General features: G+C 46.0%; 20 protein-coding genes and 1 tRNA gene. 16 read left to right on the top strand and 5 right to left on the bottom strand.

The features are described 5' to 3' along the window. Nucleotides 1–51 precede the first annotated feature (51 nt). From rpsP to Q0460_RS09605, 8 genes are all read left to right on the top strand, one after another. On the top strand, nucleotides 52–282 hold the full coding sequence (gene rpsP, locus Q0460_RS09640; RefSeq protein WP_297901685.1) for a 30S ribosomal protein S16: 231 nt from the start codon (nucleotides 52–54) through the stop codon (nucleotides 280–282). Between the two features lies 1 nt (nucleotide 283). Beyond that, nucleotides 284–526 (top strand): KH domain-containing protein, encoded by a 243-nt coding sequence (locus Q0460_RS09635; protein WP_005873158.1) that lies wholly within the window; start codon nucleotides 284–286, stop codon nucleotides 524–526. Then, nucleotides 519–1,049 carry a ribosome maturation factor RimM gene (rimM, locus tag Q0460_RS09630; RefSeq protein WP_299086525.1) on the top strand — a complete coding sequence of 177 codons (531 nt, stop codon included), beginning with the start codon at nucleotides 519–521 and terminating at the stop codon, nucleotides 1,047–1,049. The genes Q0460_RS09635 and rimM overlap by 8 nt, the downstream gene beginning before the upstream one ends. Then, the gene (gene trmD, locus Q0460_RS09625) at nucleotides 1,046–1,747 is read left to right on the top strand and encodes a tRNA (guanosine(37)-N1)-methyltransferase TrmD (RefSeq protein WP_299086524.1); all 702 of its coding nucleotides are present in this window, start codon (nucleotides 1,046–1,048) and stop codon (nucleotides 1,745–1,747) included. Before rimM ends, trmD begins: the two co-directional genes overlap by 4 nt. Next, nucleotides 1,744–2,100 (top strand): 50S ribosomal protein L19, encoded by a 357-nt coding sequence (gene rplS / locus Q0460_RS09620; RefSeq protein ID WP_005873155.1) that lies wholly within the window; start codon nucleotides 1,744–1,746, stop codon nucleotides 2,098–2,100. The genes trmD and rplS overlap by 4 nt, the downstream gene beginning before the upstream one ends. 294 nt (nucleotides 2,101–2,394) lie before the next feature. After that, nucleotides 2,395–5,349, top strand: coding sequence for an acyl-CoA dehydratase activase (locus tag Q0460_RS09615; protein ID WP_299086523.1), 2,955 nt, complete (start codon nucleotides 2,395–2,397; stop codon nucleotides 5,347–5,349). Then, nucleotides 5,349–6,566: a 2-hydroxyacyl-CoA dehydratase gene (locus tag Q0460_RS09610; RefSeq protein WP_299086522.1), complete on the top strand. Its 1,218-nt coding sequence runs from the start codon at nucleotides 5,349–5,351 to the stop codon at nucleotides 6,564–6,566. The genes Q0460_RS09615 and Q0460_RS09610 overlap by 1 nt, the downstream gene beginning before the upstream one ends. A gap of 373 nt (nucleotides 6,567–6,939) precedes the next feature. Further along, entirely contained in the window at nucleotides 6,940–7,569 is a 630-nt protein-coding gene (locus tag Q0460_RS09605; protein ID WP_299086521.1) for a hypothetical protein, read from the top strand. A 51-nt stretch (nucleotides 7,570–7,620) separates the two neighbouring features. On the opposite strand, the gene Q0460_RS09600 is transcribed toward Q0460_RS09605, so the two are convergent. Further along, a tRNA-Ser gene (locus Q0460_RS09600) sits at nucleotides 7,621–7,711 on the bottom strand. Between the two features lie 403 nt (nucleotides 7,712–8,114). Between Q0460_RS09600 and Q0460_RS09595 the strand changes: the two genes are divergently transcribed. Further along, nucleotides 8,115–8,384 carry a hypothetical protein gene (locus Q0460_RS09595; RefSeq protein WP_297901721.1) on the top strand — a complete coding sequence of 90 codons (270 nt, stop codon included), beginning with the start codon at nucleotides 8,115–8,117 and terminating at the stop codon, nucleotides 8,382–8,384. Nucleotides 8,385–8,648: 264 nt separating this feature from the next. Here Q0460_RS09595 and Q0460_RS09590 read toward each other — a convergent pair whose 3' ends face one another. Then, nucleotides 8,649–9,065: a polymer-forming cytoskeletal protein gene (locus tag Q0460_RS09590; RefSeq protein ID WP_005873147.1), complete on the bottom strand. Its 417-nt coding sequence runs from the start codon at nucleotides 9,063–9,065 to the stop codon at nucleotides 8,649–8,651. Then, a complete protein-coding gene (locus Q0460_RS09585) occupies nucleotides 9,017–9,934 on the bottom strand; it encodes a M23 family metallopeptidase (protein WP_295098661.1) in 918 nt (305 codons plus the stop codon). The genes Q0460_RS09590 and Q0460_RS09585 overlap by 49 nt, the downstream gene beginning before the upstream one ends. 168 nt (nucleotides 9,935–10,102) lie before the next feature. Here Q0460_RS09585 and Q0460_RS09580 point away from each other — a divergent pair, with 168 nt between their 5' ends. Next, nucleotides 10,103–10,546, top strand: a complete 444-nt coding sequence (locus Q0460_RS09580) for a DNA starvation/stationary phase protection protein (RefSeq protein ID WP_297902213.1) — start codon at nucleotides 10,103–10,105, stop codon at nucleotides 10,544–10,546. Nucleotides 10,547–11,102: 556 nt separating this feature from the next. On the opposite strand, the gene Q0460_RS09575 is transcribed toward Q0460_RS09580, so the two are convergent. Beyond that, nucleotides 11,103–11,459: a histidine triad nucleotide-binding protein gene (locus Q0460_RS09575; RefSeq protein ID WP_177387424.1), complete on the bottom strand. Its 357-nt coding sequence runs from the start codon at nucleotides 11,457–11,459 to the stop codon at nucleotides 11,103–11,105. Between the two features lie 129 nt (nucleotides 11,460–11,588). On the opposite strand from Q0460_RS09575, the gene pheS reads away from it, so the two are divergent. From pheS to serA, 6 genes are all read left to right on the top strand, one after another. Continuing rightward, nucleotides 11,589–12,584, top strand: a complete 996-nt coding sequence (gene pheS / locus Q0460_RS09570) for a phenylalanine--tRNA ligase subunit alpha (protein WP_299086520.1) — start codon at nucleotides 11,589–11,591, stop codon at nucleotides 12,582–12,584. Beyond that, nucleotides 12,581–14,911 (top strand): phenylalanine--tRNA ligase subunit beta, encoded by a 2,331-nt coding sequence (gene pheT / locus Q0460_RS09565; protein ID WP_299086519.1) that lies wholly within the window; start codon nucleotides 12,581–12,583, stop codon nucleotides 14,909–14,911. The genes pheS and pheT overlap by 4 nt, the downstream gene beginning before the upstream one ends. Beyond that, the gene (aroA, locus tag Q0460_RS09560; RefSeq protein ID WP_299086518.1) at nucleotides 14,908–16,182 is read left to right on the top strand and encodes a 3-phosphoshikimate 1-carboxyvinyltransferase; all 1,275 of its coding nucleotides are present in this window, start codon (nucleotides 14,908–14,910) and stop codon (nucleotides 16,180–16,182) included. Before pheT ends, aroA begins: the two co-directional genes overlap by 4 nt. After that, complete coding sequence (locus Q0460_RS09555; protein WP_299086517.1) at nucleotides 16,172–17,008, top strand: 4-hydroxy-3-methylbut-2-enyl diphosphate reductase; 837 nt, start codon at nucleotides 16,172–16,174, stop codon at nucleotides 17,006–17,008. The genes aroA and Q0460_RS09555 overlap by 11 nt, the downstream gene beginning before the upstream one ends. Nucleotides 17,009–17,122: 114 nt before the next feature. Next, nucleotides 17,123–18,790 (top strand): 30S ribosomal protein S1, encoded by a 1,668-nt coding sequence (locus tag Q0460_RS09550; RefSeq protein WP_299086516.1) that lies wholly within the window; start codon nucleotides 17,123–17,125, stop codon nucleotides 18,788–18,790. 56 nt (nucleotides 18,791–18,846) lie between these two features. Then, nucleotides 18,847–20,424, top strand: a complete 1,578-nt coding sequence (gene serA, locus Q0460_RS09545) for a phosphoglycerate dehydrogenase (RefSeq protein WP_299086515.1) — start codon at nucleotides 18,847–18,849, stop codon at nucleotides 20,422–20,424. Nucleotides 20,425–21,020: 596 nt separating this feature from the next. On the opposite strand, the gene Q0460_RS09540 is transcribed toward serA, so the two are convergent. Continuing rightward, nucleotides 21,021–21,989: a DUF3137 domain-containing protein gene (locus Q0460_RS09540; protein ID WP_299086514.1), complete on the bottom strand. Its 969-nt coding sequence runs from the start codon at nucleotides 21,987–21,989 to the stop codon at nucleotides 21,021–21,023. Nucleotides 21,990–22,062 lie beyond the last annotated feature (73 nt).

Here is a 22,062-nt window from a genome sequence, read left to right as displayed (position 1 = left end):
AGTTTTAGCCATCTGCAAGTTCTAAAACTTACAAAAATTTAAGGAGAAAAAATGGCAACAGTTGTTAGGCTTACAAGAATCGGAAGAAAGAAGCAGCCTTTTTACCGCATCGTGGTAACGGATAGCAGGAAAAGGCGCGACGGCGGCTTCATCGAGACGATCGGCTTTTATAACCCGTTAAAAGAGAGCGATAATATCAAATTCGACGCGGAGCGTTTGGCATACTGGAAGAGCGTAGGCGCGAAGTTAAGCGATAGAGTCGCTCAAATCACAAGCAAATAAAATGGTAGAAAATTTTATAAAAGAATACGCAAAGTTGATCGCCGACTATCCGCAGTCCGTCTCTACGCAAAAGCGGGTCGGTGAAAACTTTACCGAGATCATCGTCTATGCCGACAAGGCCGACACCGGCAAACTTATCGGCAAGGACGGCAAAATGATAAACGCCATAAAGACCGTCATCATTGGCTATAAAGCAAAGGATCCGATCAATTATAAAATTACCGTCAAAGCCAAAGATGCCTGATGATCTTTTAGAGGTCGCAAAGCTCGGTCGGACTATCGGCCTAAAGGGCGCGGTTAAAATTTTCGATCGCAGTGACTTTCCCTCCCAGTTTAAAAAAGGCGCCAAATTTTATCTACGAAACGGCGAAATTTTAGAAATTCTATCCTTTAGCGGCGCAAATTCTAGCGCTATTTTTAAAAATTATGAAAGCGTAGAAGCGGCGGCAAATTTAACCAACCAAATCCTTTACCGAAGCAAAGAGGACACGCGGAAATTTTGCAAATTGCAAAAGGGCGAGTTCTTTTACTTCGATATTATCGGGCTTGAAATTCATGAAGACGGCACGGTTTTAGGGCGCGTAAGGGACATATCGCAGATCGGAAGTGGCTATCTTTTCGAGGTAGAAACGGATGAAAGCCTAATCTCGCAGGCTTTGCCGAAAGAATTTTTCATCCCCTACGTGGATGCCTATGTGAAAGAAATTTCGCTTAGCGAGCGTAAAATTTTTACGCAAAATGCGCGCGCAATTTTGGAAAACTCATGAATTTTATCTTCATCTCGCTGTTTGAAAATCTCATCGCGCCGTATTTTGAAGACTCGATTTTAAAGCGCGCGGTCGATAAGAAAATAATCTCGACGCATTTTTTTAACCCGCGAAATTTCACGACAAATCGGTATAAAAAGGTAGATGATTATATGATCGGCGGCGGCGCGGGGCTTTTGATCGGCACGGAGCCACTTGCCGGGACGATCGAGCAGGTAAGAGCTAAATTTAAAAACGCCAAGTTTATCTACCTCTCGCCCGCCGGTAAAAAATTTAACCAAAACGACGCCAAGCGCCTAAGCGGCGAAGAGAGCTTATGCTTTATCTGTGGGCGCTACGAGGGGATCGATGAGCGCATAGTTGAAAGATATGTAGATGAAATTTTTTGTATCGGCGATTTCGTCCTTACCGGCGGCGAGCTCGGCGCGCTTTGTATGTGCGATGCGATAAGCCGCAACATAAAGGGCGTTTTGGGCAACGAAAGCTCGCTCGTCGAAGAAAGCTTTGAAGGCGGAATTTTAGAGGCGCCCGCGTTCGCAAAGCCTGATGTTTTTAAAAATTTACCTATAGTTTCAGAGTTTTTAAAGGGTAATCACGCTAAAATGCGCGATTTAAAAAACCAAATGGCGCTATGTAAAACGAGGTTCTTCCGCCCGGATATGTACCGAAAGATCGCCAAAAATAAAGGAAATTTATGAAAAACAAGTATATCCAAGCGTTTGAGGACGCTCAGATCACAAGCAAAAGTGTGCCTGATTTCCGTGCCGGCGACACCTTAAAGGTAGCCATCAGGATCAAAGAGGGTGATAAGAGCAGAATTCAAAATTTTGAAGGCACTTGCATTGCGCGCCGCGGAAACGGCGTCAGCGAGACTTTTATCATCCGCAAGATCGGCGCAAATAGCGTCGGCGTAGAGAGAATTTTCCCGATCTATAGCGAGAGCATAGAAAGCATCGAGGTTCTAAGAAAAGGACGCGTTCGCCGCGCGAAGCTATTTTACTTACGCGACAGACGCGGTAAAGCGGCTAAAATCAAAGAGCTTCGAAAATAATCCTTTAAATTTATGCTTTCCAATTCAAAGGGAAGCTCTTTTTATAATGCGCGAGATTTTAAAAAATTTCGCGTAAAACCTACTCGCATTGAATCTAAAATTTTGTAACTTTTCCATTAAAATTTTTAATTTTAAACTGCCTGAAAATCGTCTTTTTCTATAGAAAAAGATAAAATATATCCTGATTTTATTTGCATTTAAAAATATTACTATAAAATGCAAATTTTAATTTAGAAAGCTCGCGCTAAATTCGAGGATTCGGCCGAGTAAAATTTATTCAGTAAAGAGCGAGATGTGATTTTTTTAGGCATTGACGTAGGATCAACCACTGTTAAAACGGTAGTTTTAAACGAAAAATATGAAATTTTAAGCAAGAGCTACGAGCGGCATTTGGCAAAGCCCAAAGAGCTGGTGCTGGATAAAATTTTGCAAATCCAAAAAACCTACGCAGGCGAGCAATTTAGCGTCGCCATAGCGGGTTCGGCGGGCATGGGTATCGCCAAAAATTGCAAAATTCCGTTCGTCCAGGAGGTTTTCGCTACCTCGCTCGGTGTCAAGCGGATGTTTCCAAAGACCGATGTCGTAATTGAGCTGGGCGGCGAAGATGCTAAAATTTTATTTCTCACGGGCGGACTTGAGGAGCGGATGAATGGCTCGTGTGCGGGCGGCACCGGTGCATTTATCGATCAGATGACCAATCTTTTACATCTTGATATCACGGAGCTTGATCGCCTAAGCTTTGCGGCAAATAAAATTTATCCAATCGCTTCACGCTGCGGTGTGTTTGCTAAAAGCGACATTCAGCCGCTACTAAATCAGGGCGTTAGAAAAGAGGATATTTGCGCTAGTATCTACGCTGCGGTCGTCGAGCAGACGATTTCTGGACTCGCGCAGGGTCGCGAAGTTAAGGGCAATATCCTGTTTCTGGGCGGTCCGTTGTTTTTCCTAAAAGGCCTTCAGGCGCGCTTTAAAGAGGTGCTAAAGCTCACCGACGAAACTGCGACCTTTCCCGACATCGCGCCTTACTTCGTGGCTTACGGCAGCGCGCTGTATGCAAAAGATACGGGCGAGACATTAAATTTAGATGAGACGATCGCGCTTTTAAAAAAGGAGCCCGACAGGACCGCTCTGGAAGCCGAGCCGCCACTTTTTAAAGACAGAGCGGAATTTGATGAGTTCATCGCTCGCCACGCCCGCGCGAGTGTGCCTAAGGTGGATATCCACACCTACAGCGGAGATGCGTATTTGGGCGTGGATTGCGGCAGTACTACGATCAAAGTCGTGCTGATAGGCGAAAACCACGAACTATTGTATAAATTTTACTCCTCCAATAAGGGCGATCCAGTCGATATCCTGCTACCGCGTCTTAAGGAGCTATACGATCTTTGCAAGGGTCACATCAAGATCAAGGGCAGCGGCGTTACCGGATATGGCGAGGATCTCATTAAAACCGCCTTTCGCTTCGATTACGGTATCGTCGAGACGATCGCGCATTATAGCGCCGCGCGCCACTTCAATCCAAAGGTCGATTTCATCATCGACATCGGCGGGCAGGACATCAAGTGTTTCTCTATTAAAGATGGCAATATTGATTCTATCGTGCTAAATGAAGCGTGTAGCTCGGGCTGCGGCTCGTTTTTACAGACCTTTTCAAATTCTTTAGGTTACGACATCAAAGATTTTGCGAATTTAGCCCTTTTTGCGACCCATCCCGCCAAGCTTGGTAGCCGCTGCACGGTCTTTATGAACTCTTCGGTCAAGCAGGCTCAAAAGGACGGCGCTACGATCGAGGATATCAGCGCTGGACTTGCTATTAGCGTCATAAAAAATGCGATTTACAAGGTTATCCGCGTGCGAAATGCCGACGATTTGGGTCAAAACATCGTAGTGCAGGGCGGGACATTTTTAAACAACGCCGTGCTGCGCGCGTTTGAAAAAGAGCTCGGCAAGGACGTGATCCGTCTAGATATAAGCGAGCTTATGGGTGCATACGGCGCGGCACTTTTTGCTAAAAATAACGCAAACGAGCGTACCGATATGATCAGTCGTGCAGAACTTGAAAATTTCACTCATCGCAGCGAATTTAGCGTTTGCAAGCTCTGTACGAACAAATGCCCACTTACGATCAGCTACTTCGGCGATACTAAATTTGTCTCGGGCAATAAATGCGAGCGCGGCGCGGGCAAGGAGATCCGCCACGACATTACGAATTTATTTGAGTTTAAAAACGAGCTTTTGCGAAAATATCGCAAGCCGCCGAAGCAAGACGCACCGCGGGTCGGAATTCCGTTTGTTTTGAATATGTTCGAGATGATCCCGTTTTGGAGCGCATTTTTTGAAAATTTAGGCATGAGCGTCGTGCTATCGCAAAAGCCGCGAAAAGAGACGCTGTTTTTGGCAAGCCAGAGCATCCCGAGCGATACCGTCTGCTACCCGGCCAAAAGCGTGCACGGCCACATCTACGATCTGCTAAATAAGAGCATCGATTTTATCTTTTATCCGTGTATGAGCTACAGCCTCGATGAAAATATCAGCGAGAACTGCTACAACTGCCCCGTAGTCGCATACTATCCCGAGCTGATACGCGCGAACGTAGGCGCGCTGGAGGAGAAAAAATTCCTCTACCCGCACGTGGATCTTAACATGCAAGATTCGTTTTGCAAAACGATGCAAGCTGAGCTCGCGGACGCCGGGTATAAATTTCACTCTGACGCTGTGAAAAACGCCGTCTTGCAGGGCCTTAAGGAGCTGCAAAGCTATAAAAATACCGTTTTAATAAAAGGCGAGGAGACTCTAAAAGAGATACAAAGCAGCGGCACGCCCGCCGTCGTGCTAGCGGGTCGTCCGTATCATATCGACAAGACGATCAACCACGGCATTGATCGCTATCTAAATTCCTTGGGCTTTATAGTGCTTAGCGAGGACGCGCTGCCGCTTAGCAGGGTGCAGACGAAAAGCCTTAATCAATGGACCTACCACGCCAGGCTTTATAGCGCGGCGCGGTTCATCTGTAAATATCCGCGCATGCAGCTGGTGCAGTTAGTCAGCTTCGGCTGCGGGATAGATGCGATCACGGGCGACGAGGTGCGCGACATACTGCGCCAAAACGGTAAAATTTACACTCAACTTAAAATCGACGAGGTTACGAACCTAGGTGCGGTCAAGATCCGCCTGCGTAGCCTAAAAGCGACTATGATAGAGCGCGAAAGGCAAGGCGCGCAACAAGAAGCAAGAAAGGATGCGCGCTAATGTTTGCTAAATTTACGAAAGATATGAAAGAGACCCACACGATATTGATCCCCACGATGATCGATCCGCATTTTCGCTTTATGCAAGGCGTGCTGCGCGACGAGGGCTACAAGAGCGTCTTGCTCGGCGAAAATCGTCAAAATATCGTCGAGGAAGGGCTTCGCAGCGTACATAACGACATGTGCTACCCCGCGCTGCTCGTCATCGGGCAGTTTATCGACGCGCTAAAAAGCGGCGAGTTCGATACGCACAAGGTGGCGCTTCTCATCAGCCAAACGGGCGGCGGCTGCAGAGCGAGCAACTATATAAATTTGCTTCGCAAAGCGCTTGAGGACAGCGGTTTTAGCTACGTCCCCGCGATCTCGTTAAATTTCGGCTCGCTAGATGAGAATGAATTTAGCCTCGGCAAAAAATCGCTTCTAAAGCTTTTCGCCGCAATATTTTACGGCGATTTGATGATGGGGCTGTATAATCAGTGCAAGCCCTACGAAAAGATCAAAAATCAAACGAATGAAATTTACGAACTATGCGCCGAGCGGATCAAAAATTTGACCGATCAAAGATCGTTTTTCAATCTCAAGAAAAATTTCAAATTTATCCTCTCACAGTTCGCTAAAATCGAGCGCGACGATAAGCCGCGAGTAAAAGTAGGCATCGTGGGCGAAATTTATCTCAAATACTCGCCCATCGGCAACAACGGCCTAAACGCCTATCTCATCCGCGAAAACGCCGAGCCCGTAAATACGGGGCTGATGGACTTCGTGCTTACCTGCATCTACGATGCGGTCTACGATAAGCAGCTCTACGGCAAGGGCGGCGTGGCGTATTACGGCTCGCTTGCGGTTGCTAAAGTAGTGGAATTTTTCCAGCGCATGATGATTAAGCAGATGAAGTGCTTCGGCTTTCGCGCGCCGAGCCCATTTAGCGAGGTTCGCGCCGCCGCCGACGGCTACATCGGTCACGGCGTGAAGATGGGCGAGGGCTGGCTACTGACGGCGGAGATGGTTGAGTTTATGCGCCACGGCATACAAAACGTCGTGTGCGCGCAGCCCTTCGGCTGCCTGCCTAACCACATCATCGCGCGCGGAATGATCCGAAAGATCAAGCAGAACTACCCGCAGGCAAACATTGCTGCTATCGACTACGATCCGGGCGCAAGCGCGGTAAATCAAGAAAACCGCATAAAGCTGATGCTTGCCAACGCAAATAGAAAGTAGCGCGCCACATATCAAAAAGGGCTTTGAAATTTAAAATTCCAAAGCCTGCCGTAAAATTTTAAAATTTAAAAGCAAGCTCGCGATGATAGTTAAATTTTGACGTGCAAATGGCTCGCTTCCTTTCGCGAAATTTCCTCGAGATTTTAAAATTTTAAAATCTTGGCAGTGCCATTGCGCTTATTTTGCCTTTTACGTGCGTTCTGGCTTCAATTCTTGCGAAATTTCATCGGAATTTTATGGAAGTCCGCGCGAAATTCTACGCGTCGCCGCCATAGAATTCCGCCGCAGAATTCTATTTTGCCGCACCGTAAAATTCCACTCTCTTAAGGCAAAATTTAATACAATCCGTCTTTAAATTTTACGAAGGAAGTTTATGAAATTTTGGATTTGCGGCGCGGTTTTGGCGCTATGCTGTGGGATTTTTAGCGGATGTGCGAGTAAGAATTTGCCGGGCTACATGCAAGGGCGCGAGCATATCATCGCTATGAGCGCGGAATCCGGCGGTCAGTTGCGTATGAGCGGTGAGATTTACGATTACGTATTTGATGCGAATCTCAGCGCCGTGCGCGCCAAGGTCGCGAGTCTGGCGTCGCTGAATAAAGACGCGATAAGGCGCAACGTAAGCATGCTTACGATCGACAGATATAACGAGGGCAGCGATGCTGCGTATATCCAGCACGAAATCGAGCTCGTAAAATACGATCTGCCGCTATCCGTGCAGGCTAAGCTGATGGATGATCCAGAGCAGCTGGAGCCCGCGTATAGTTCTACGTTTCGTTACTCTTATCTGATCGAAGGCAAATATTTTAAGCGCCTAAAAGATCACGACGAGCTGCGCAGATCGCACCGCCTAGGCGTGCCGATCGAGTACCCTGCACGTATAGCGGTCGATAGCGGTATCAAAAGCGAGCGCGATGCGAAAATGGATACCGACATACAAGGGCTCATTGTAATGCCGCTAATGATGCCAGTGCTACTTTTAGGCAGTATCCTAGACGGCTAAAATCGATTGAATCACGGAAGTGAAATTTTATTGATTTAAATTTTAAAATAGTGGCGGACAGAGAGGGATTTGAACCCTCGAGCCCCGGTTAGAAGCTGCACCCTTAGCAGGGGTGTGGTTTCGGCCACTCACCCATCTGTCCACAAAAAGAAATCGCATTATACATAACTAATCTAATAATGGGCTTAAATTAGCCCAGCTCGCAGAATTTATCGCCGCGCGGATATTTGAGCTGGCGGCACAAAGAACTATAATGAGTCAAAAGACGCTATGAAAAGAATTCATATTTATCATAGTAAAATTTTAAGTATAAAATTCGCTCGCCTTGCAAATTCTAAAATTTTTGAAGCTTAATTCCAAAGTTTACTATAAATTTTACGTTAAAATTCCCTTTAAATTTATGGTGGTCCGGTAAAATCTGGCGTAAATTCTACATATAAATTCCGATCCTTAAATTTTCTACCTCTGTCATCGCACGAAATTTAAGCTAAGATTAATGGGGGGGGGGGTATACTCTTCAAACACATTTTTTAAAAGGATTTACTGTGTCGTCTAACGCTAAAAGGTTGATGGGCATTATTATTGCACTTGTGGCTGCTTTTTTTGGAGCTGGTTTTTATATGAATAGCATCGATACGCTAGCCTCCTTGTTTGGAAATTTTTATAATCCATCTTTTGTTGTAGATTTTCTCGCTTTTGAGAAAGGAGTAGATCAACTTAAAATTACCTACGTAATCGCATTCGTGATTATATTTGTAGTGCTAGCTATTTTGATTGATAAATTTATGATTAACTCGAAAGATTCTAAAAAATAACGTCGCCAAATTTTTAAAGCGGGCGCGACGATGAGGCTAAAATTGTAAACAATCTCGTTACGCTTTAAATTTAATTTTAAAATCTGCGTTTTTTTGCAGTAAATTTTGTATAAATTCCATATTTAGAAAATTTTAAAATATTCAGAATTTTTAAAATTTCAAATTCAAAAATTTCAAAGTATGGGAATTTTTTAGGCTTTTAAATTCCGAAATTCTGCGAGCTTCAAAGCCTTTAAAATCCCAAGAATTCCAAGTACGCGCGATTTATTCGCCTAGAGCTTTATCGATAAGCTTGACGTCTTCGCTTGCGCTGCCGTCGATGACTAGGGCTTGATCGCCGCCACTTACAGCGCTTTTTCCGTTAAATTTTGCTCCCACTTCGATGCCGAAGCTTTGCGATAGCACGTCGCCTACGAGCACACCGCCGCCTAACAGCTCGACGAGCTCGGCTTCGATATTGCCGAAAAATTTGCCGCTGATTACGATATGTTTGGCCCTAATCGAGCCGCGCGCGGTACCGTTTTTACCGATGACGACGGTGTTATCGGAGATCACGTCGCCTTCGACATTACCATCGATATGCAAAATGCACGACAGGTGCAGCTCTCCTTTGATGAGCGTACCTGACGAGATTATTGTTGTTTGAGCGGTGTTTGCATCGCCTTTATTAAAGATTGCCATGGGACATCTTCCTCCTTAGTAAAAATTTCTTTGTAATTTTTTTCGTTCCAGTTGATGAAATTTAGCGGATCTAACGGCAGCTGCAAAAATCTAATCTCGTAGTGCAGATGAGGTCCAGTGCTAAGTCCGGTATTACCGCTAAAAGCGATAAGATCGCCTTTGTTTACAAACTCGCCTACTTTGCGAGTTAAATTTGAATCCAAATGCGCATATCGTGTCGTAAAGCCGTAATTATGGCGGATCTCGACTAGATTGCCATAGCCAGTAGCGCCCGCGCCGCTGTATTGGATGATACCGTCTGCAGGCGCGTAGATAGGCGTTTTAGGCGGCGTACGTAGATCAACGCCCGGGTGAAACTGCTTGCGCTTTAAGATGGGATGGTTGCGCCAGCCGAATTTCTCGCTGAGTTGATGAGTGCGCATGACCCTGCCGTTTGGGATCTGCATAAAAATTTCTTTTATCAGCGCGTCGGAGAATTTTTCGTTGATGATCTTTTGCGCGCGCTCTTTAATCTCTTGTTCGGAAGTAGGCTTGATGTGAGATAGGCGGTCGATCGCGCGCTCATCCTCCTCAGGATCGAGCCCAAACTGATGCTCCAAATCCGAAATTTTACCCTCGATGGCTTCAAATTCCATCTGACTTGCCGCGATACCGTCGCGAAGTTTTTGATTTAGCTCGTTAAGTTCGGTTTTGGTTCGCGAAAGGCTGTCGATTTTAGAGCCCAGATACCTGATATATAGCGCACCTGTGACGAAAACGGTAAAAACAAATAGTACCAAATATAACGCGATCTTTTTGATGATTTGCGAAAGCAAAAAATTCCTAGAGCCGTTAAGGTCGGTTATAGTTATCATAAATTTGTTTTTCATAACGTGGCATTATAATGCAGCATAGCTGAAATTTCAAAAAAATTGTAGATAAATTTAAAAGCCATTTAATTTCAAAATTTCACTAAAAGATAAAATTTATTACTTAGTATAATTATAATTTAAGCAAATCTTGCTATAATTACAGCAATTTTAAATAAAGGAGACGCAATGTCAAAAACAGTAAAACAACTAAACAAACTTCAGGCGGACGCTCATGCGTTCTTTGTTGCATTCCACGATTATCACTGGAATGTTAAGGGCTTACAATTCGCGCAGGTTCACGCTTACACCGAGAAAGCATACGACGAGATGGGCGAGCTTTTCGACGATATGGCTGAACGCGCGCTTCAAATAGGTGGCAAGGCCGTAACTAAGGCTAAGGATCTAATTGAGCTTTCAAAAGACGCTCCGATTAGCGTAAAAGACAGCTATAGCGTATCTGAGGTACTTGAGGATGTTAAAAAAGCCTACGAGTATTTGGTAAAAGAATTTAAAAAGCTTCAAGAGATTGCTGAGGAAGAGGGCGACGATACGACTTCAAATATTGCACAGGATCACTACGGCGATTATGAAAAACGCCTATGGATGCTAAGCTCAATGCTAAGCAAATAATCCTCGCAAATCCTTTCAAAATTTTTAGGGGCATATGCCCCTAAAATCCATTAAAGTTAATATTGAAATTTCAAAAAATTTTAAAATTCTAAGATTATAATTTCACGCTAAAATTTTAAATTATCCTTGAAAACTGAAGCTAAATCGCTCATTCAAAGTAAAATTCATGTATGCTTTAAATTTCATATCATCGAAATTTAACTCATTCGCCATGTAAAAGTATAACTCTTTTTATAAAGCTCGGTTTCATTTAAAATTTTGCCGCGTCGTTAAAATTCCCTTGCCGATTTCAAATTTTATAGCTGTAAAAATTCTAAGAACTAAGGCTTTGCAGCTCAAGAATGGCATTTGCTAAGAGCTCGCTTGTGATAAATTTATATTGCTTTTTAGCGTCTGATGATAAATTTTGGCTTGTAGTTTTACTATTTTGATTATTTTTAAAACCTCGGTGCTTATAAAGGAAGCAGAATTTTAAAAATCTCAGAGAATTTCGCAAATTCCGTAAAATTTTGTAATTTCACGGAATTTTGATTTTAATAGAATTTGAGTTCGAGCCTTAAAAATTCTCTTCGGTATTGCGGTCGCTTACGCGGTCCCACGGTAGCTTCATTCCGCCCAGAATATGAAAGTGCAGATGCATTACTTCTTGACCGCCGTTTTCGCCGCAGTTGCAAACAAGACGGTATCCGCTCTTATCAAGCCCCATTTTGCGAGTTACTTCTTGGATGAAAGCGCTCATTTTACTCATCACTTCGGGTGGCGTTACTTGGAAGTTTTCGTAGCATTTTTTAGGGATCGCCAGGATATGGATCGGCGCTTTTGGGTTGATGTCGTGGAATGCCAAAAATTCATCGTTCTCCAACACTTTGTTGCACGGGATTTCGCCGTTTACGATCTTTTCGAAGACGTTCATTTTAGATCCTTTTATGAGGTTGAAATTTAGCCGCGATTATAGCCAAAAAATCCAAACACGCAAATTTACCTAGCTTTTATCAAATTTTAACTACAATCGCGCCATTAAATTTAACCACAAGGATAGAATTTGCAAGAGATTAAAGCAAGAATCGACGCTGCGGCAAGCCTAAGCGAGCTGGAAGCCGTGCGCTTGGAGCTTTTCGGCAAAAAAGGCATCATAACGGCGCTTTTTTCCGAGCTCAAATCCGCAGCGCCCGAGCAGAAAAAAGAGCTTGCCGTAAGCGCGAATGAAAAGCGCGATTATTTCAGCGAGCTCATCGCCGCAAAAAGGGCTAGCCTGGAAGCGGCGGAGCAAAAAGAGGCGATGAAAAATGAAGCAATCGACGTCACGCTTTTTAACGAAAACGTAAACTGCGGAGCGCTGCATCCGGTGATGGAGACGATGGATAAGATCATAGACTACTTCATCGCGCAAAATTTCAGTGTCGAAAGCGGCCCGCTCATCGAGGACGACTTCCATAATTTCGAGGCGCTAAATTTACCAAAATACCACCCGGCGCGCGACATGCAAGATACGTTTTATCTCGGCGACGGGCGGCTGCTACGCACGCATACCAGCGGCGTTCAGATCCGCACGATGGAGAAATTTAAAGCTCCGCCGGTGCGTATGATCGCCCCGGGCGCGGTCTTTCGCCGCGATATGGATCTAACCCACACGCCGATGTTTCATCAAGTGGAAGGTCTCGTAGTCGAGCAGGGAGACCGCGTGAGCTTTGCGAATTTAAAATACGTTTTGGAGGAATTTTTGCGTTATATGTTCGGTAGCGTGCAGGTGCGCTTCCGTCCGAGCTTCTTTCCGTTTACGGAGCCGAGTACGGAGGTTGATATCAGCTGTATTTTCTGCCACGGCGAGGGATGCCGCGTCTGTAAACAGACGGGCTGGCTCGAGGTGCTAGGCAGCGGTGTGGTCGATCCCAACGTCTTTAAAGCGGTGGGTTGGAAAAACGTCAGCGGATACGCATTCGGGCTCGGCGTGGAGAGATTTGCGATGCTGCTGCACGGTATCCCCGATCTGCGCTCACTATTTGAAGGCGATATTAGATTATTGGAGCAGTTCAAATGATAATAACGAGAAATTGGTTGCAGGAGTGGATTGATATAAGCGAAATTTCAAGCGAAAGGCTGCTTTCTACGCTAAATTCCATCGGTCTTGAGGTTGACGCTCACGATAAAATTTCACTTCCTAAAGGCGTCGTCGTAGGACTCGTAAAAAGCAAGCGTCGTCACGAGAATTCTGATCATCTAAATGTCTGCGAGGTTGATGTCGGTAAGCAGAGTCTGCAGATCGTCTGCGGCGCGAAAAACGTCGAGGCAGGACAATATGTCGCAGTTAGCCTGATCGGTACCATGCTGCCGAGCGGACTTGAGATAAAGCCCGCCAAACTTCGCGGAGTGGAGAGCTTTGGCATGATCTGTTCGGCAACCGAGCTTGGACTTGCTAAGACGAATGACGGCATTATGGTGCTTGATAGCAGCATCGGCGAGCTCGTGCTCGGCAAGGAGCTGCGCGAGTATGAAATTTTTAATGATGATCTTATCGAGATTGAGCTTACCGCTAATCGCGGCGACTGCCTTAGCATCTTAGGTATAGCGCGCGATCTAGGCGCAGCGCTTGATCTGCCGCTAAAGGAAAAGCACGAATTTGAAGATGCCGACGGAGCACCTGGTATCGGTAGAATTTTAAGCGTGCGTGCAAGCGATGAGGTAAGCGCTAAATTTGCTTTTCGAGCTTACGAGATCAAAGGCGAGCTGAAGTTAAATTTAAAGCAGACCTTGCGTCTTGCAAGCGTTGGTATTTTGCAAAGCTGCGCGGTGCAAAATTTCATCAACTACTCTACTCATTCTACCGGAGTATTGCTGCGCGCTTATGATTTTGAAAAGATCGCTTCCACAGATGGCAAGGTAGCGCTTGACATAAAGCCTATGCCAAACGGTGAGTTCGGCGTTTATGCGGGCAAGAGACTGCTTAGCGTAGCAGGGATTTGCCAAGACGCGGAGCTAAAGGCGTGTTGCAGTAGCAAAGTGGTGCTATTAGAGGCAAACTACACCGCGCCACTAATCATTGCTAAAGCAGTAAACGAAAACAAAAGCCTAAAAGGCGACGAGCATGTGTATCGCTCAAGTAGAGGCAGCGAGCCAAAGCTTAGGCTGGGGCTAGATCTGCTATTTAGATTGCTACTTAAAAATAAAGCCGTTAGCCTATATGCGGGCACACAAAAGATTTCAAACGCTTTGGAGCCGCTTATAGTGGGCTTTAGCGAAAAAGAGATAAACTCAATGATCGGCGCGCAAATTCCGCGTGATAAGATCGTAAAAATTTTAAAAAGGCTGGGCTTTGATGTGGGCGTCGAAGCCGATCTCATTACCGCCAAGGTGCCGCCTTTCCGCCACGATATCGTAAATTCCCACGACGTGTGCGAGGAGATCGTGCGTATCGTAGGCATAGATAATATCGCCGCCGCGCCGCTAAGCTTCTACGAAAAAAACCGCCTAAACGATACCTACATAAATTTACAAAACGGGCGCAAGCTTCGCAGCAAGGCGGCAGCAGTGGGATTTTTCGAGTGCGTACATTATGTATTTGACGACGGCAAGGCGCTAGAAAGCTTAGGCTTTGCGCCGTGCAAGGTTAAAATTTTAAATCCGATAAACGGAGAACTGGACGCGCTAAGACCGACGCTGATTAATCATCTGCTGGAATCTGCTGAGCGAAATTTAAAGAATTCTCGCAGAAGCGTCAAGCTTTTTGAGCTAGGAGAGGTGTTTGATGCGGACGGCGCGCAGAGCCTAAGACTGGGCTTTATCGCTAGCGGACTAAAGGCGGAGCCCTCTATCGCGGCCGGCGCAAAACCCACCGCAGTCGATTTTTTGTATTTTGCAAATTTAATCCAAAGCGTCATCGGTAAATTTAAAGTCAGGCTGCCTGGCGAAAATTTGAAATTTTTAAGCGAATTCGAGCAGGCGCAGATTGAGCAAGGCGGCGAAATAGTGGGCTTTATCGGGCGCGTGGATTACGCCGTAGAAGCAGGGCGCGATCTGGATAAAAGCTATCTGTGCGAGATCGATTTTTCCAAGCTTAAATTTAAAAATATCGTAGCGGACGTTTATTCGAAATTCCCTAGCGTATCGCGCGATCTAAGTATTTTGGTGCCGAGCGGAATGCGTTTCGAGCAGATCAAGCAGTGCATAGACGCCCTTAAAATCGAGGCGCTAAAGGAATTTATCCCGAGCGATCTTTATAGCGACGAAAGCCTGGGCGATTCAAAGAGCCTGACGATCAGGCTTGTATTTCAAGACCTTCAAAAAACCCTCTGCGACGAGGAAGTGGCGGGCTTTACCGATAAAATTTTAGCCGCGCTTAGCAGCGAGCTAGGACTTGGACTGCGATGAGAATTTTTGCGCAAGCGGGCCCTTTGCGAGCGGAGATTTCAAACATTGCCGCGGATAAATCGATCTCGCATCGTGCGGCGATCTTTTCGCTGCTAGCGGAGGGGACGAGTAAAATTTCAAACTATCTAGCCGCCGAGGATACGCTAAATACGCTAAAAATAGTGGAGCTTTTGGGTGCTTGCGTGCAGCGCGACGCTAGCGAAATTTTAATCACTCCGCCGGAGGTTATCAAAGAGCCTAACGTCCCGCTTGATTGCGGCAACTCTGGCACTGCAATGCGGCTATTTATGGGCTTTTTGGCGGGACGCGAGGGCTTTTTCGTGCTATGCGGCGATCGGTATCTAAGCGAGCGCCCGATGAGGCGCGTTGCGGACCCGCTTTGCAAAGTAGGCGCTAAAATTTACGGACGAGCAGGCGGCGAAAAGGCGCCTATCGCGGTGCTGGGGCAAAAGCTTGGGTATTTTGAATACGCGAGTAAAATTGCGTCCGCGCAGGTTAAGACTGCTCTTATTTTAGCAGCCTTGAGCGGCAGCGGATGTAAATTTAGCGAGCCCGAGCTTAGCCGCGATCACAGCGAGCGGATGCTAAAAGCGATGGGCGCGCAAATTTCGCGAAACGGACTTGCGATCGAAGTCGCGTCGCTTAGCTCGTCGCTTAAACCGCTTGAAATTTTTATCCCAAACGATCCAAGCTCGGCGTTTTTCTTCGCAGTCGCCGCAGCGATAACCCCGGGCTCGCGCATAGTGCTAAAAAATATGCTGTTAAACAAAACCCGCATAGAGGCGTATGAAATTTTAAAACGTATGGGCGCCGAGGTTAAATTTAATAAAACGAGCGAAATTTACGAGCAGATCGGCGATATAGAGATCGTTTACGCGCCGCTTCACGCCGTGGAGGTTAGCGAAAATATCTCGTGGCTGATAGACGAAGCGCCTGCGCTTGCTATCGCCTTTGCTTGCGCGCAGGGAAGTAGCGTGCTCAAAAATGCCGCCGAGCTGCGCGTGAAGGAGTGCGACCGCATAAAGGTAACCTGCGAAGGGCTTCGTGCCTGCGGTATTAAGGCGCGCGAGCTGCAGGACGGCTGGCAGATCGAAGGTGGCGAGGCGAACGCGGCGATCATCACGCCGTGCGGCGATCACCGTATCGCGATGAGTTTTGCGATTTTGGGTTTAAGATCGGGGATGATCATCGAAGATAGCGATTGTATCGCGACGTCGTTTCCGAATTTTGCCTCGATTTTAAGACAGATCGGAGCCGGCGTTGAAGATTGAGATGGCCAAAAGCTACGGCTTTTGCTTCGGCGTCAAGCGCGCGATCAAGATCGCAGAAAGCGCCGGCGAGGCTGCTACGATAGGCGAACTGATACATAACGCCGAAGAGATTAACCGTTTAAAGCAAAATTTCGGCGTCAAAACCCTGGAGGGCGTTGGCGAGATCACCGATGAGCAAAAGCTCATCATCCGCACCCATGGCATCCAAAAGGACGATCTGCAAAGATTAAAGGCGCAAAATAAGGAGCTCATCGACGCTACCTGCCCCTTCGTGACCAAGCCGCAGCAGATCGTAGAAAAGATGAGCGCGGAGGGTTACGACATCGTGATCTTCGGCGATAAAAATCATCCCGAGGTAAAGGGCGTGAAATCCTACGCAAAATCGCGCGTATTCGTGATTATGGATACGAAGGAACTGCAAGACGTTAAGCTTGGACCTCGCGTCGCGCTCGTTTCGCAGACTACGAAAAAGATAGAAAGCTTTACTAAAATCGCGGATTTTTTGATGCAGCGCGCGAGGGAGCTGAGAATTTTTAATACGATTTGCAATGCGACGCTGGAAAATCAAGAAGCCGTGAAAAGCCTATCACAAAAGGCCGACGTGATGATAATCGTAGGCGGGAAAAATTCCTCCAACACCAAGCAGCTTTTTTTAATTTCGCAAAATTTTTGCAAAGATAGCTATCTCATAGAAAACGAAAGCGAGCTTGAACGCTCGTGGTTTGAAAACAAAAGCCTCTGCGGCATCTCCGCAGGAGCCAGTACGCCCGATTGGATCATCAAAAAAGTAGTAGCGCGAATCGAAAATCTAACGCAGAATTTATAAGCCCTCTTATCAAAATTTACTCTTAGAAATTTATCAAATCGAAAGCAAATTTTAGCTAAAATCGCGTATTTTAGTTCTTTTCAAAAAAAGCACAAATAAATTTAAAGGAAGCATATGGCTGAGGTGAACGAGAAGGTTCAAAACCACGCAGAGGAAGATTTTGCGACATTGTTAGAGGAGTATGACGCCGGGAAGTCTCGCGACGAGGTCGTCACAGGTAAGGTTATCGCCCTTAAGGACGGCGAGGTTTTCATAGACGTAGGCAGGAAGTCGGAGGGTATTTTAGATGCCGCCGAGGTTAGCGACGATCAAGGAAACCCGCAGGTTAATGTAGGAGATGACATCAAAGTCGCTATTATCGGAAGCAGAGGCGGTCGCCCGGTCGTATCGTATAAAAAGGCTCTAAAGAAGGAAAAAGTAAAGGCGTTCATCGACTCCTATGATGAAAACGCAGAGAATGTCTATGACGTTAAAATTCTATCGTTTAATAAGGGCGGTTTCGTTTGTGCTAACTCAGATGATGTGGAATTTTTTATACCGCGCTCGCAAAGCGCGCTTAAAAACCCAAATGGCGCTGTCGGTAAAAATTTCAAGGTAAAGATCATTAAAGTTGATAGAGACGAACAAAGCATCGTAGTATCGCGCAAGAAGCTACTTGATGAGGATCGCAAAGCAAGCAAAGAGGCGATCGAAAAAGTAATCGCCACTGAGGGCATCATCGAAGGCGTCGTCAAAAAAATCACCACCTACGGTATGTTTGTAGACGTAGGCGGCGTGGACGGACTCGTGCACTACAGCGAAATTTCATACAAAGGTCCTGTAAATCCAAGCTCGCTCTACAAAGAGGGCGATAAGGTTCCAGTTAAAGTTATCAAATACGACAACGATAAAAAACATCTCTCTCTTTCGATCAAAGAGGCGATGCCCGATCCTTGGAACGAGATCAAAGATAGCCTGGAAGTGGGCGATACTATCCGCGTAAAAGTAAGTAATATCGAGCCTTATGGCGCGTTTGTCGATCTCGGCAATGACATCGAGGGTTTTTTGCATATTAGTGAAATTTCGTGGGATAAAAATATCAAAAATCCGAAAGATTTCATCAGCGAGGGTGAGGAGCTTGACGTCGAGGTCGTAGAGATCAACCCTAGTGAGCGTAGATTACGCGTGAGCCTTAAAAATTTACTCACCAAGCCTTTTGACGAGTTTGTCGCTAAGCATAAAGTGGGCGACGTGCTAAAAGGCAGCGTCACTACGATTACAAACTTCGGCGCGTTTGTGAGGATCGACGGCGTAGAGGGGCTTTTGCATAACGAAGACGCTTCGTGGGATCGCGGCGAGAAGTGCAAAAATTTATTCAAAGTAGGCGACGAGATCGAGGTTAAGATCATCAAGATCGACAAAGATACTCAAAAAATTTCTCTAAACCACAAAGAGCTCGGCGATAGCCCTATTAGCGATTACGCCAAGAGCCACAATCAAGGCGATGTCGTAAAAGGCAAGATCCGCGATATTAAAGAGTTCGGAATTTTTGTCGAGCTGGGAGGCGGTATCGACGCGCTTATCCGCAAGGAAGATCTTGGCAACGTAAGCGTAGATAGCCTAAAAGTGGGCGACGAGATCGAGGCTGCGATCGCTTTCATCGACGAGAAGAAAAACAGAATTCGCCTAAGCGTGCGTAGGCTGGCTCATCAGAAGGAGCGCGAGGCGCTAAATGAGATCAATAGCAACGACGACGAGAAGCAAAGCCTAGGGGATCTAATCAAAGATCAACTAAATAAATAAAACTCTTTCCGCAAGGCATCCCCGCCTTGCGGACCTACTTCAAAAGGTTAAATTTAATGAAAACTATCATAGTCTGCGACGCAATCCACAAAATCGGTTTTGATCTGCTTAAGCAAGAATCGGATGTTAAAGTAATCGACGCCACGAGCGTGCCCAAGAGCGAGCTTTATGGAATTTTAGGCGATGCGGATGTTGCGATCACCAGAAGCTCTACGGCGGTGGATGAGAAATTCCTTGGCGCAGGCACCAAGCTAAAAGCGATCGTGCGTGCGGGCGTCGGCGTAGATAACTGCGACATCGACGGCTGCTCCAAGCGCGGCATTATTTTGATGAACGTACCTACGGCAAATACCATCGCCGCGGTCGAAATGACTATGTGCCACTTGCTAAATGCGGCGCGCAAATATGTAAATTCCTGCAACGATCTTAAAATTAATAGAATTTGGAAGCGCGAGAAATGGTATGGTACCGAGCTTTATAAAAAGAGCCTCGGCATCATCGGCTTTGGAAATATCGGTTCGCGCGTGGGGGTTCGCGCGCTTGCGTTTGGGATGAACGTCATCGCCTATGATCCCTATATCGAGCCCGAAAAGGCCACGAAGCTCGGAGTAAAATATACGAAAAATTTCGACGAAATTTTATCTTGCGACTTCATCACTATCCATACGCCGAAAAATCAAGAGACGATAAATATGGTAGGCGAGCCGCAAATAGCGAAGATGAAAGATGGCGTGCGCCTAATAAACTGCGCCAGAGGCGGGCTGTATAATGAAAAAGCGCTCGCAAACAATCTACGCAGCGGCAAGATCGCGTATCTCGGCATTGACGTTTTTGATAAAGAGCCTGCGACCGATCACGAGCTTTTGGATATCGAAAATTTAAGCGCGACTCCGCATCTTGGCGCAAATACGCTCGAATCTCAAAGCAATATCGCCCGGGAAGCCGCAGAGCAGGCTATCAGCGCCGCACGCGGCTTAAACTATCCAAACGCTTTAAATTTGCCGCTTAAGCTCGAGGATCTGCCGCGCGGAATTGAGCCGTATATAAATTTGGTCTCCAAAATGGCCTATCTTGCGGCACAGATCAACAAAGGCCCGATCAAATCGATTCGCATCGAGGGTAGCGGCGAGGTGGTGCAGTATCTAAAATCGATGCTCGTTTTTGCCATCGTCGGCGCGCTTCGCGACTCTTTGGGCGACTCGCTAAATTACGTCAATACAAAATTTCTCGCGTATGAAAAGGGCATCGAGACGAGCTTTGGCGAGCTTACAAATAGTATTTATAAAAGCGAGATCGCGGTCAAGGTTACGACCAATAAAGCAATCTCAAACGTCGCGGGTACCGTCTTTGACGGAAGCGAGGAGCGTATCGTAAATATCGGCGGATTTAAGACCGATTTTAAGCCGAAAGGCAAGATGATAATCTTCAAAAACACCGACGTGCCGGGCGTTATCAAATCCATAAGCACGATCCTAGCCGACGAAAACATTAATATCGCGGATTTTCGCCTAGGCAGAGGCGAGGAGGGGGACGCTTTGGCGGTCATTCTGGTCGATTCCGAAGTGCAAAAAAGTACGCTAGATAAGCTGGCGGCGCTTCAAACCTGCCTAATGGTGCGCTACGCGGCGCTTTAATATTTTCCCGCTTAGGGGGCGGAATTTTAAATTTCGCCTCTCTCGAATTCTTTAATAATTTAAATTTACAATCCAGCTTACGATGGTGTTTTATGAGACGATGCAGGAACGCGTGGCGAGGATTTTAGCGGAAATTTTAGTGGAACTTGACAATACGTGCAGAGCCGGCACTTTGTGATTGATACATTGCGACATGCGTTAGGGCAGATACCTTTTAGCGTGCGGCTTTTGCAAACGCCGTGCGCGCTCTAAATTTAACTCTTGTCGCGGACTTACTTTTAAATTTAAATTTCGTCCTTGCGGATCTACTTTTAAATTTCATCATCGCGGGCGCTACCGATTCAATTTGCCGCTATGCGAGTTTGGCGCTCAAAGCATTGTGTCGCGATACAAGGCGCGGTTAAATTTATTTACGAGACACGGGCGCTTTTGCTTTAAATTTATTCGCGGCAGGCGCTTCATCTCTCTAATCGTATCACTCGTTTAAATTTTGAACAGCCGCCGAGCGATTGTGCCGCTGATTAAATTTTATGTTTTTGTCGAAACTACGCTTCGTTAAAAATTCCCCCCGACCTAAATTTAGTTGATACAAAATTTCAGCCGCAATGCGTCCTGCTAATTTGTGGCCCCAGTGTTTCGATTAGGCTTAAAATTTTTCGGATCTGCGTTTGGTATTCGCGCGCGAGTTCTATGCTAGCGAGCCTACCAAAAAGTGTAGTTTCGAAAAGATCGGGTGCACCGTTTAAAAATAGATATAAACGCTCATCCATAAATACCGCGCTCAAGCTAAACTCGCCGCTCGTTTCGCGATTTATTTCGCGCAGGCTCTCCATGAACGCGGGCGTTAGCAAATAGCGCGCTTCTACTTTGTCATCCGCAAACACGCGAAAATCGCGCATAAAATCCACATCGTCCATCATCTCTTTTTCGCCGAAGATCTTGGCGTTTAGCTCCCTGCTTACCACTATCGTTTTACCCGAGGTTTTTTTCGCGAGCTCGCAGATCAGTACGTTGCCGTCAAAGTCCATATAGTTATCGTAGAATACTTTGATCAACATAATCGCCGCTATGAGCGGATTATCCGTTTTCATGTAAAACCTACCATTACTATGTACCTCGCTGAGGCTAAATTTAATCCCACAGTACACACCCGTAATCCGATCCTCGCTTTTGATCCTAGATTTCCTATAAATTTTAAATTTTTGAAATTCCTCTTCTTGCATGCCGGTATATGGATCGTATTTTAAACCGGCATCTATATCGTTTATTACGGCGCGGACGAATATCTCTTTATAAAATTTGTAGTAGCGAATTTCCGCTTCAGTTTCTTGACCGGCACAATGCAGAAGAAATATCCAAAAGATCTGAAGAAAAATTAAGGTACCTAAAATTTCGGCAATTTTTATCAAAGGAGTATCCGCTTTGACGCCGTCTAGATACATTGCTACGAACAGGATCGCAAGAAAAGCGGCTATACTGAGGTAGCGGTATCTATTAAAAACTCTAGCGCACGCTTTTTGTTCGGTTAAAGTCTGCGAAACGACATCTTGCAGAGCAGGCGACATATCTATCCTTGATAAAAATTTCGCCCGTATTGTAGCGAAATTTAGCGGAATTCATAAAGAGCGAATTCCGCCG

The organism is uncultured Campylobacter sp. (genome assembly GCF_937980635.1).
In the GTDB taxonomy this organism is placed as follows: domain Bacteria; phylum Campylobacterota; class Campylobacteria; order Campylobacterales; family Campylobacteraceae; genus Campylobacter_B.
Note: the sequence above shows the minus strand (reverse complement) of the source record. Positions and strands in the feature narration are given on the sequence as shown.

What these genes read in the sequence shown, in the direction of transcription:
- rpsP (WP_297901685.1), top strand. Translation starts at nt 52, where the DNA reads ATGGCAACAGTTGTTAGGCTTACAAGAATCGGAAGAAAGAAGCAGCCT.
- Q0460_RS09635 (WP_005873158.1), top strand. Translation starts at nt 284, where the DNA reads ATGGTAGAAAATTTTATAAAAGAATACGCAAAGTTGATCGCCGACTAT.
- rimM (WP_299086525.1), top strand. Translation starts at nt 519, where the DNA reads ATGCCTGATGATCTTTTAGAGGTCGCAAAGCTCGGTCGGACTATCGGC.
- trmD (WP_299086524.1), top strand. Translation starts at nt 1,046, where the DNA reads ATGAATTTTATCTTCATCTCGCTGTTTGAAAATCTCATCGCGCCGTAT.
- rplS (WP_005873155.1), top strand. Translation starts at nt 1,744, where the DNA reads ATGAAAAACAAGTATATCCAAGCGTTTGAGGACGCTCAGATCACAAGC.
- Q0460_RS09610 (WP_299086522.1), top strand. Translation starts at nt 5,349, where the DNA reads ATGTTTGCTAAATTTACGAAAGATATGAAAGAGACCCACACGATATTG.
- Q0460_RS09605 (WP_299086521.1), top strand. Translation starts at nt 6,940, where the DNA reads ATGAAATTTTGGATTTGCGGCGCGGTTTTGGCGCTATGCTGTGGGATT.
- Q0460_RS09590 (WP_005873147.1), bottom strand. Translation starts at nt 9,065, where the DNA reads ATGGCAATCTTTAATAAAGGCGATGCAAACACCGCTCAAACAACAATA.
- Q0460_RS09585 (WP_295098661.1), bottom strand. Translation starts at nt 9,934, where the DNA reads ATGAAAAACAAATTTATGATAACTATAACCGACCTTAACGGCTCTAGG.
- Q0460_RS09580 (WP_297902213.1), top strand. Translation starts at nt 10,103, where the DNA reads ATGTCAAAAACAGTAAAACAACTAAACAAACTTCAGGCGGACGCTCAT.
- Q0460_RS09575 (WP_177387424.1), bottom strand. Translation starts at nt 11,459, where the DNA reads ATGAACGTCTTCGAAAAGATCGTAAACGGCGAAATCCCGTGCAACAAA.
- pheT (WP_299086519.1), top strand. Translation starts at nt 12,581, where the DNA reads ATGATAATAACGAGAAATTGGTTGCAGGAGTGGATTGATATAAGCGAA.
- aroA (WP_299086518.1), top strand. Translation starts at nt 14,908, where the DNA reads ATGAGAATTTTTGCGCAAGCGGGCCCTTTGCGAGCGGAGATTTCAAAC.
- Q0460_RS09550 (WP_299086516.1), top strand. Translation starts at nt 17,123, where the DNA reads ATGGCTGAGGTGAACGAGAAGGTTCAAAACCACGCAGAGGAAGATTTT.
- serA (WP_299086515.1), top strand. Translation starts at nt 18,847, where the DNA reads ATGAAAACTATCATAGTCTGCGACGCAATCCACAAAATCGGTTTTGAT.
- Q0460_RS09540 (WP_299086514.1), bottom strand. Translation starts at nt 21,989, where the DNA reads ATGTCGCCTGCTCTGCAAGATGTCGTTTCGCAGACTTTAACCGAACAA.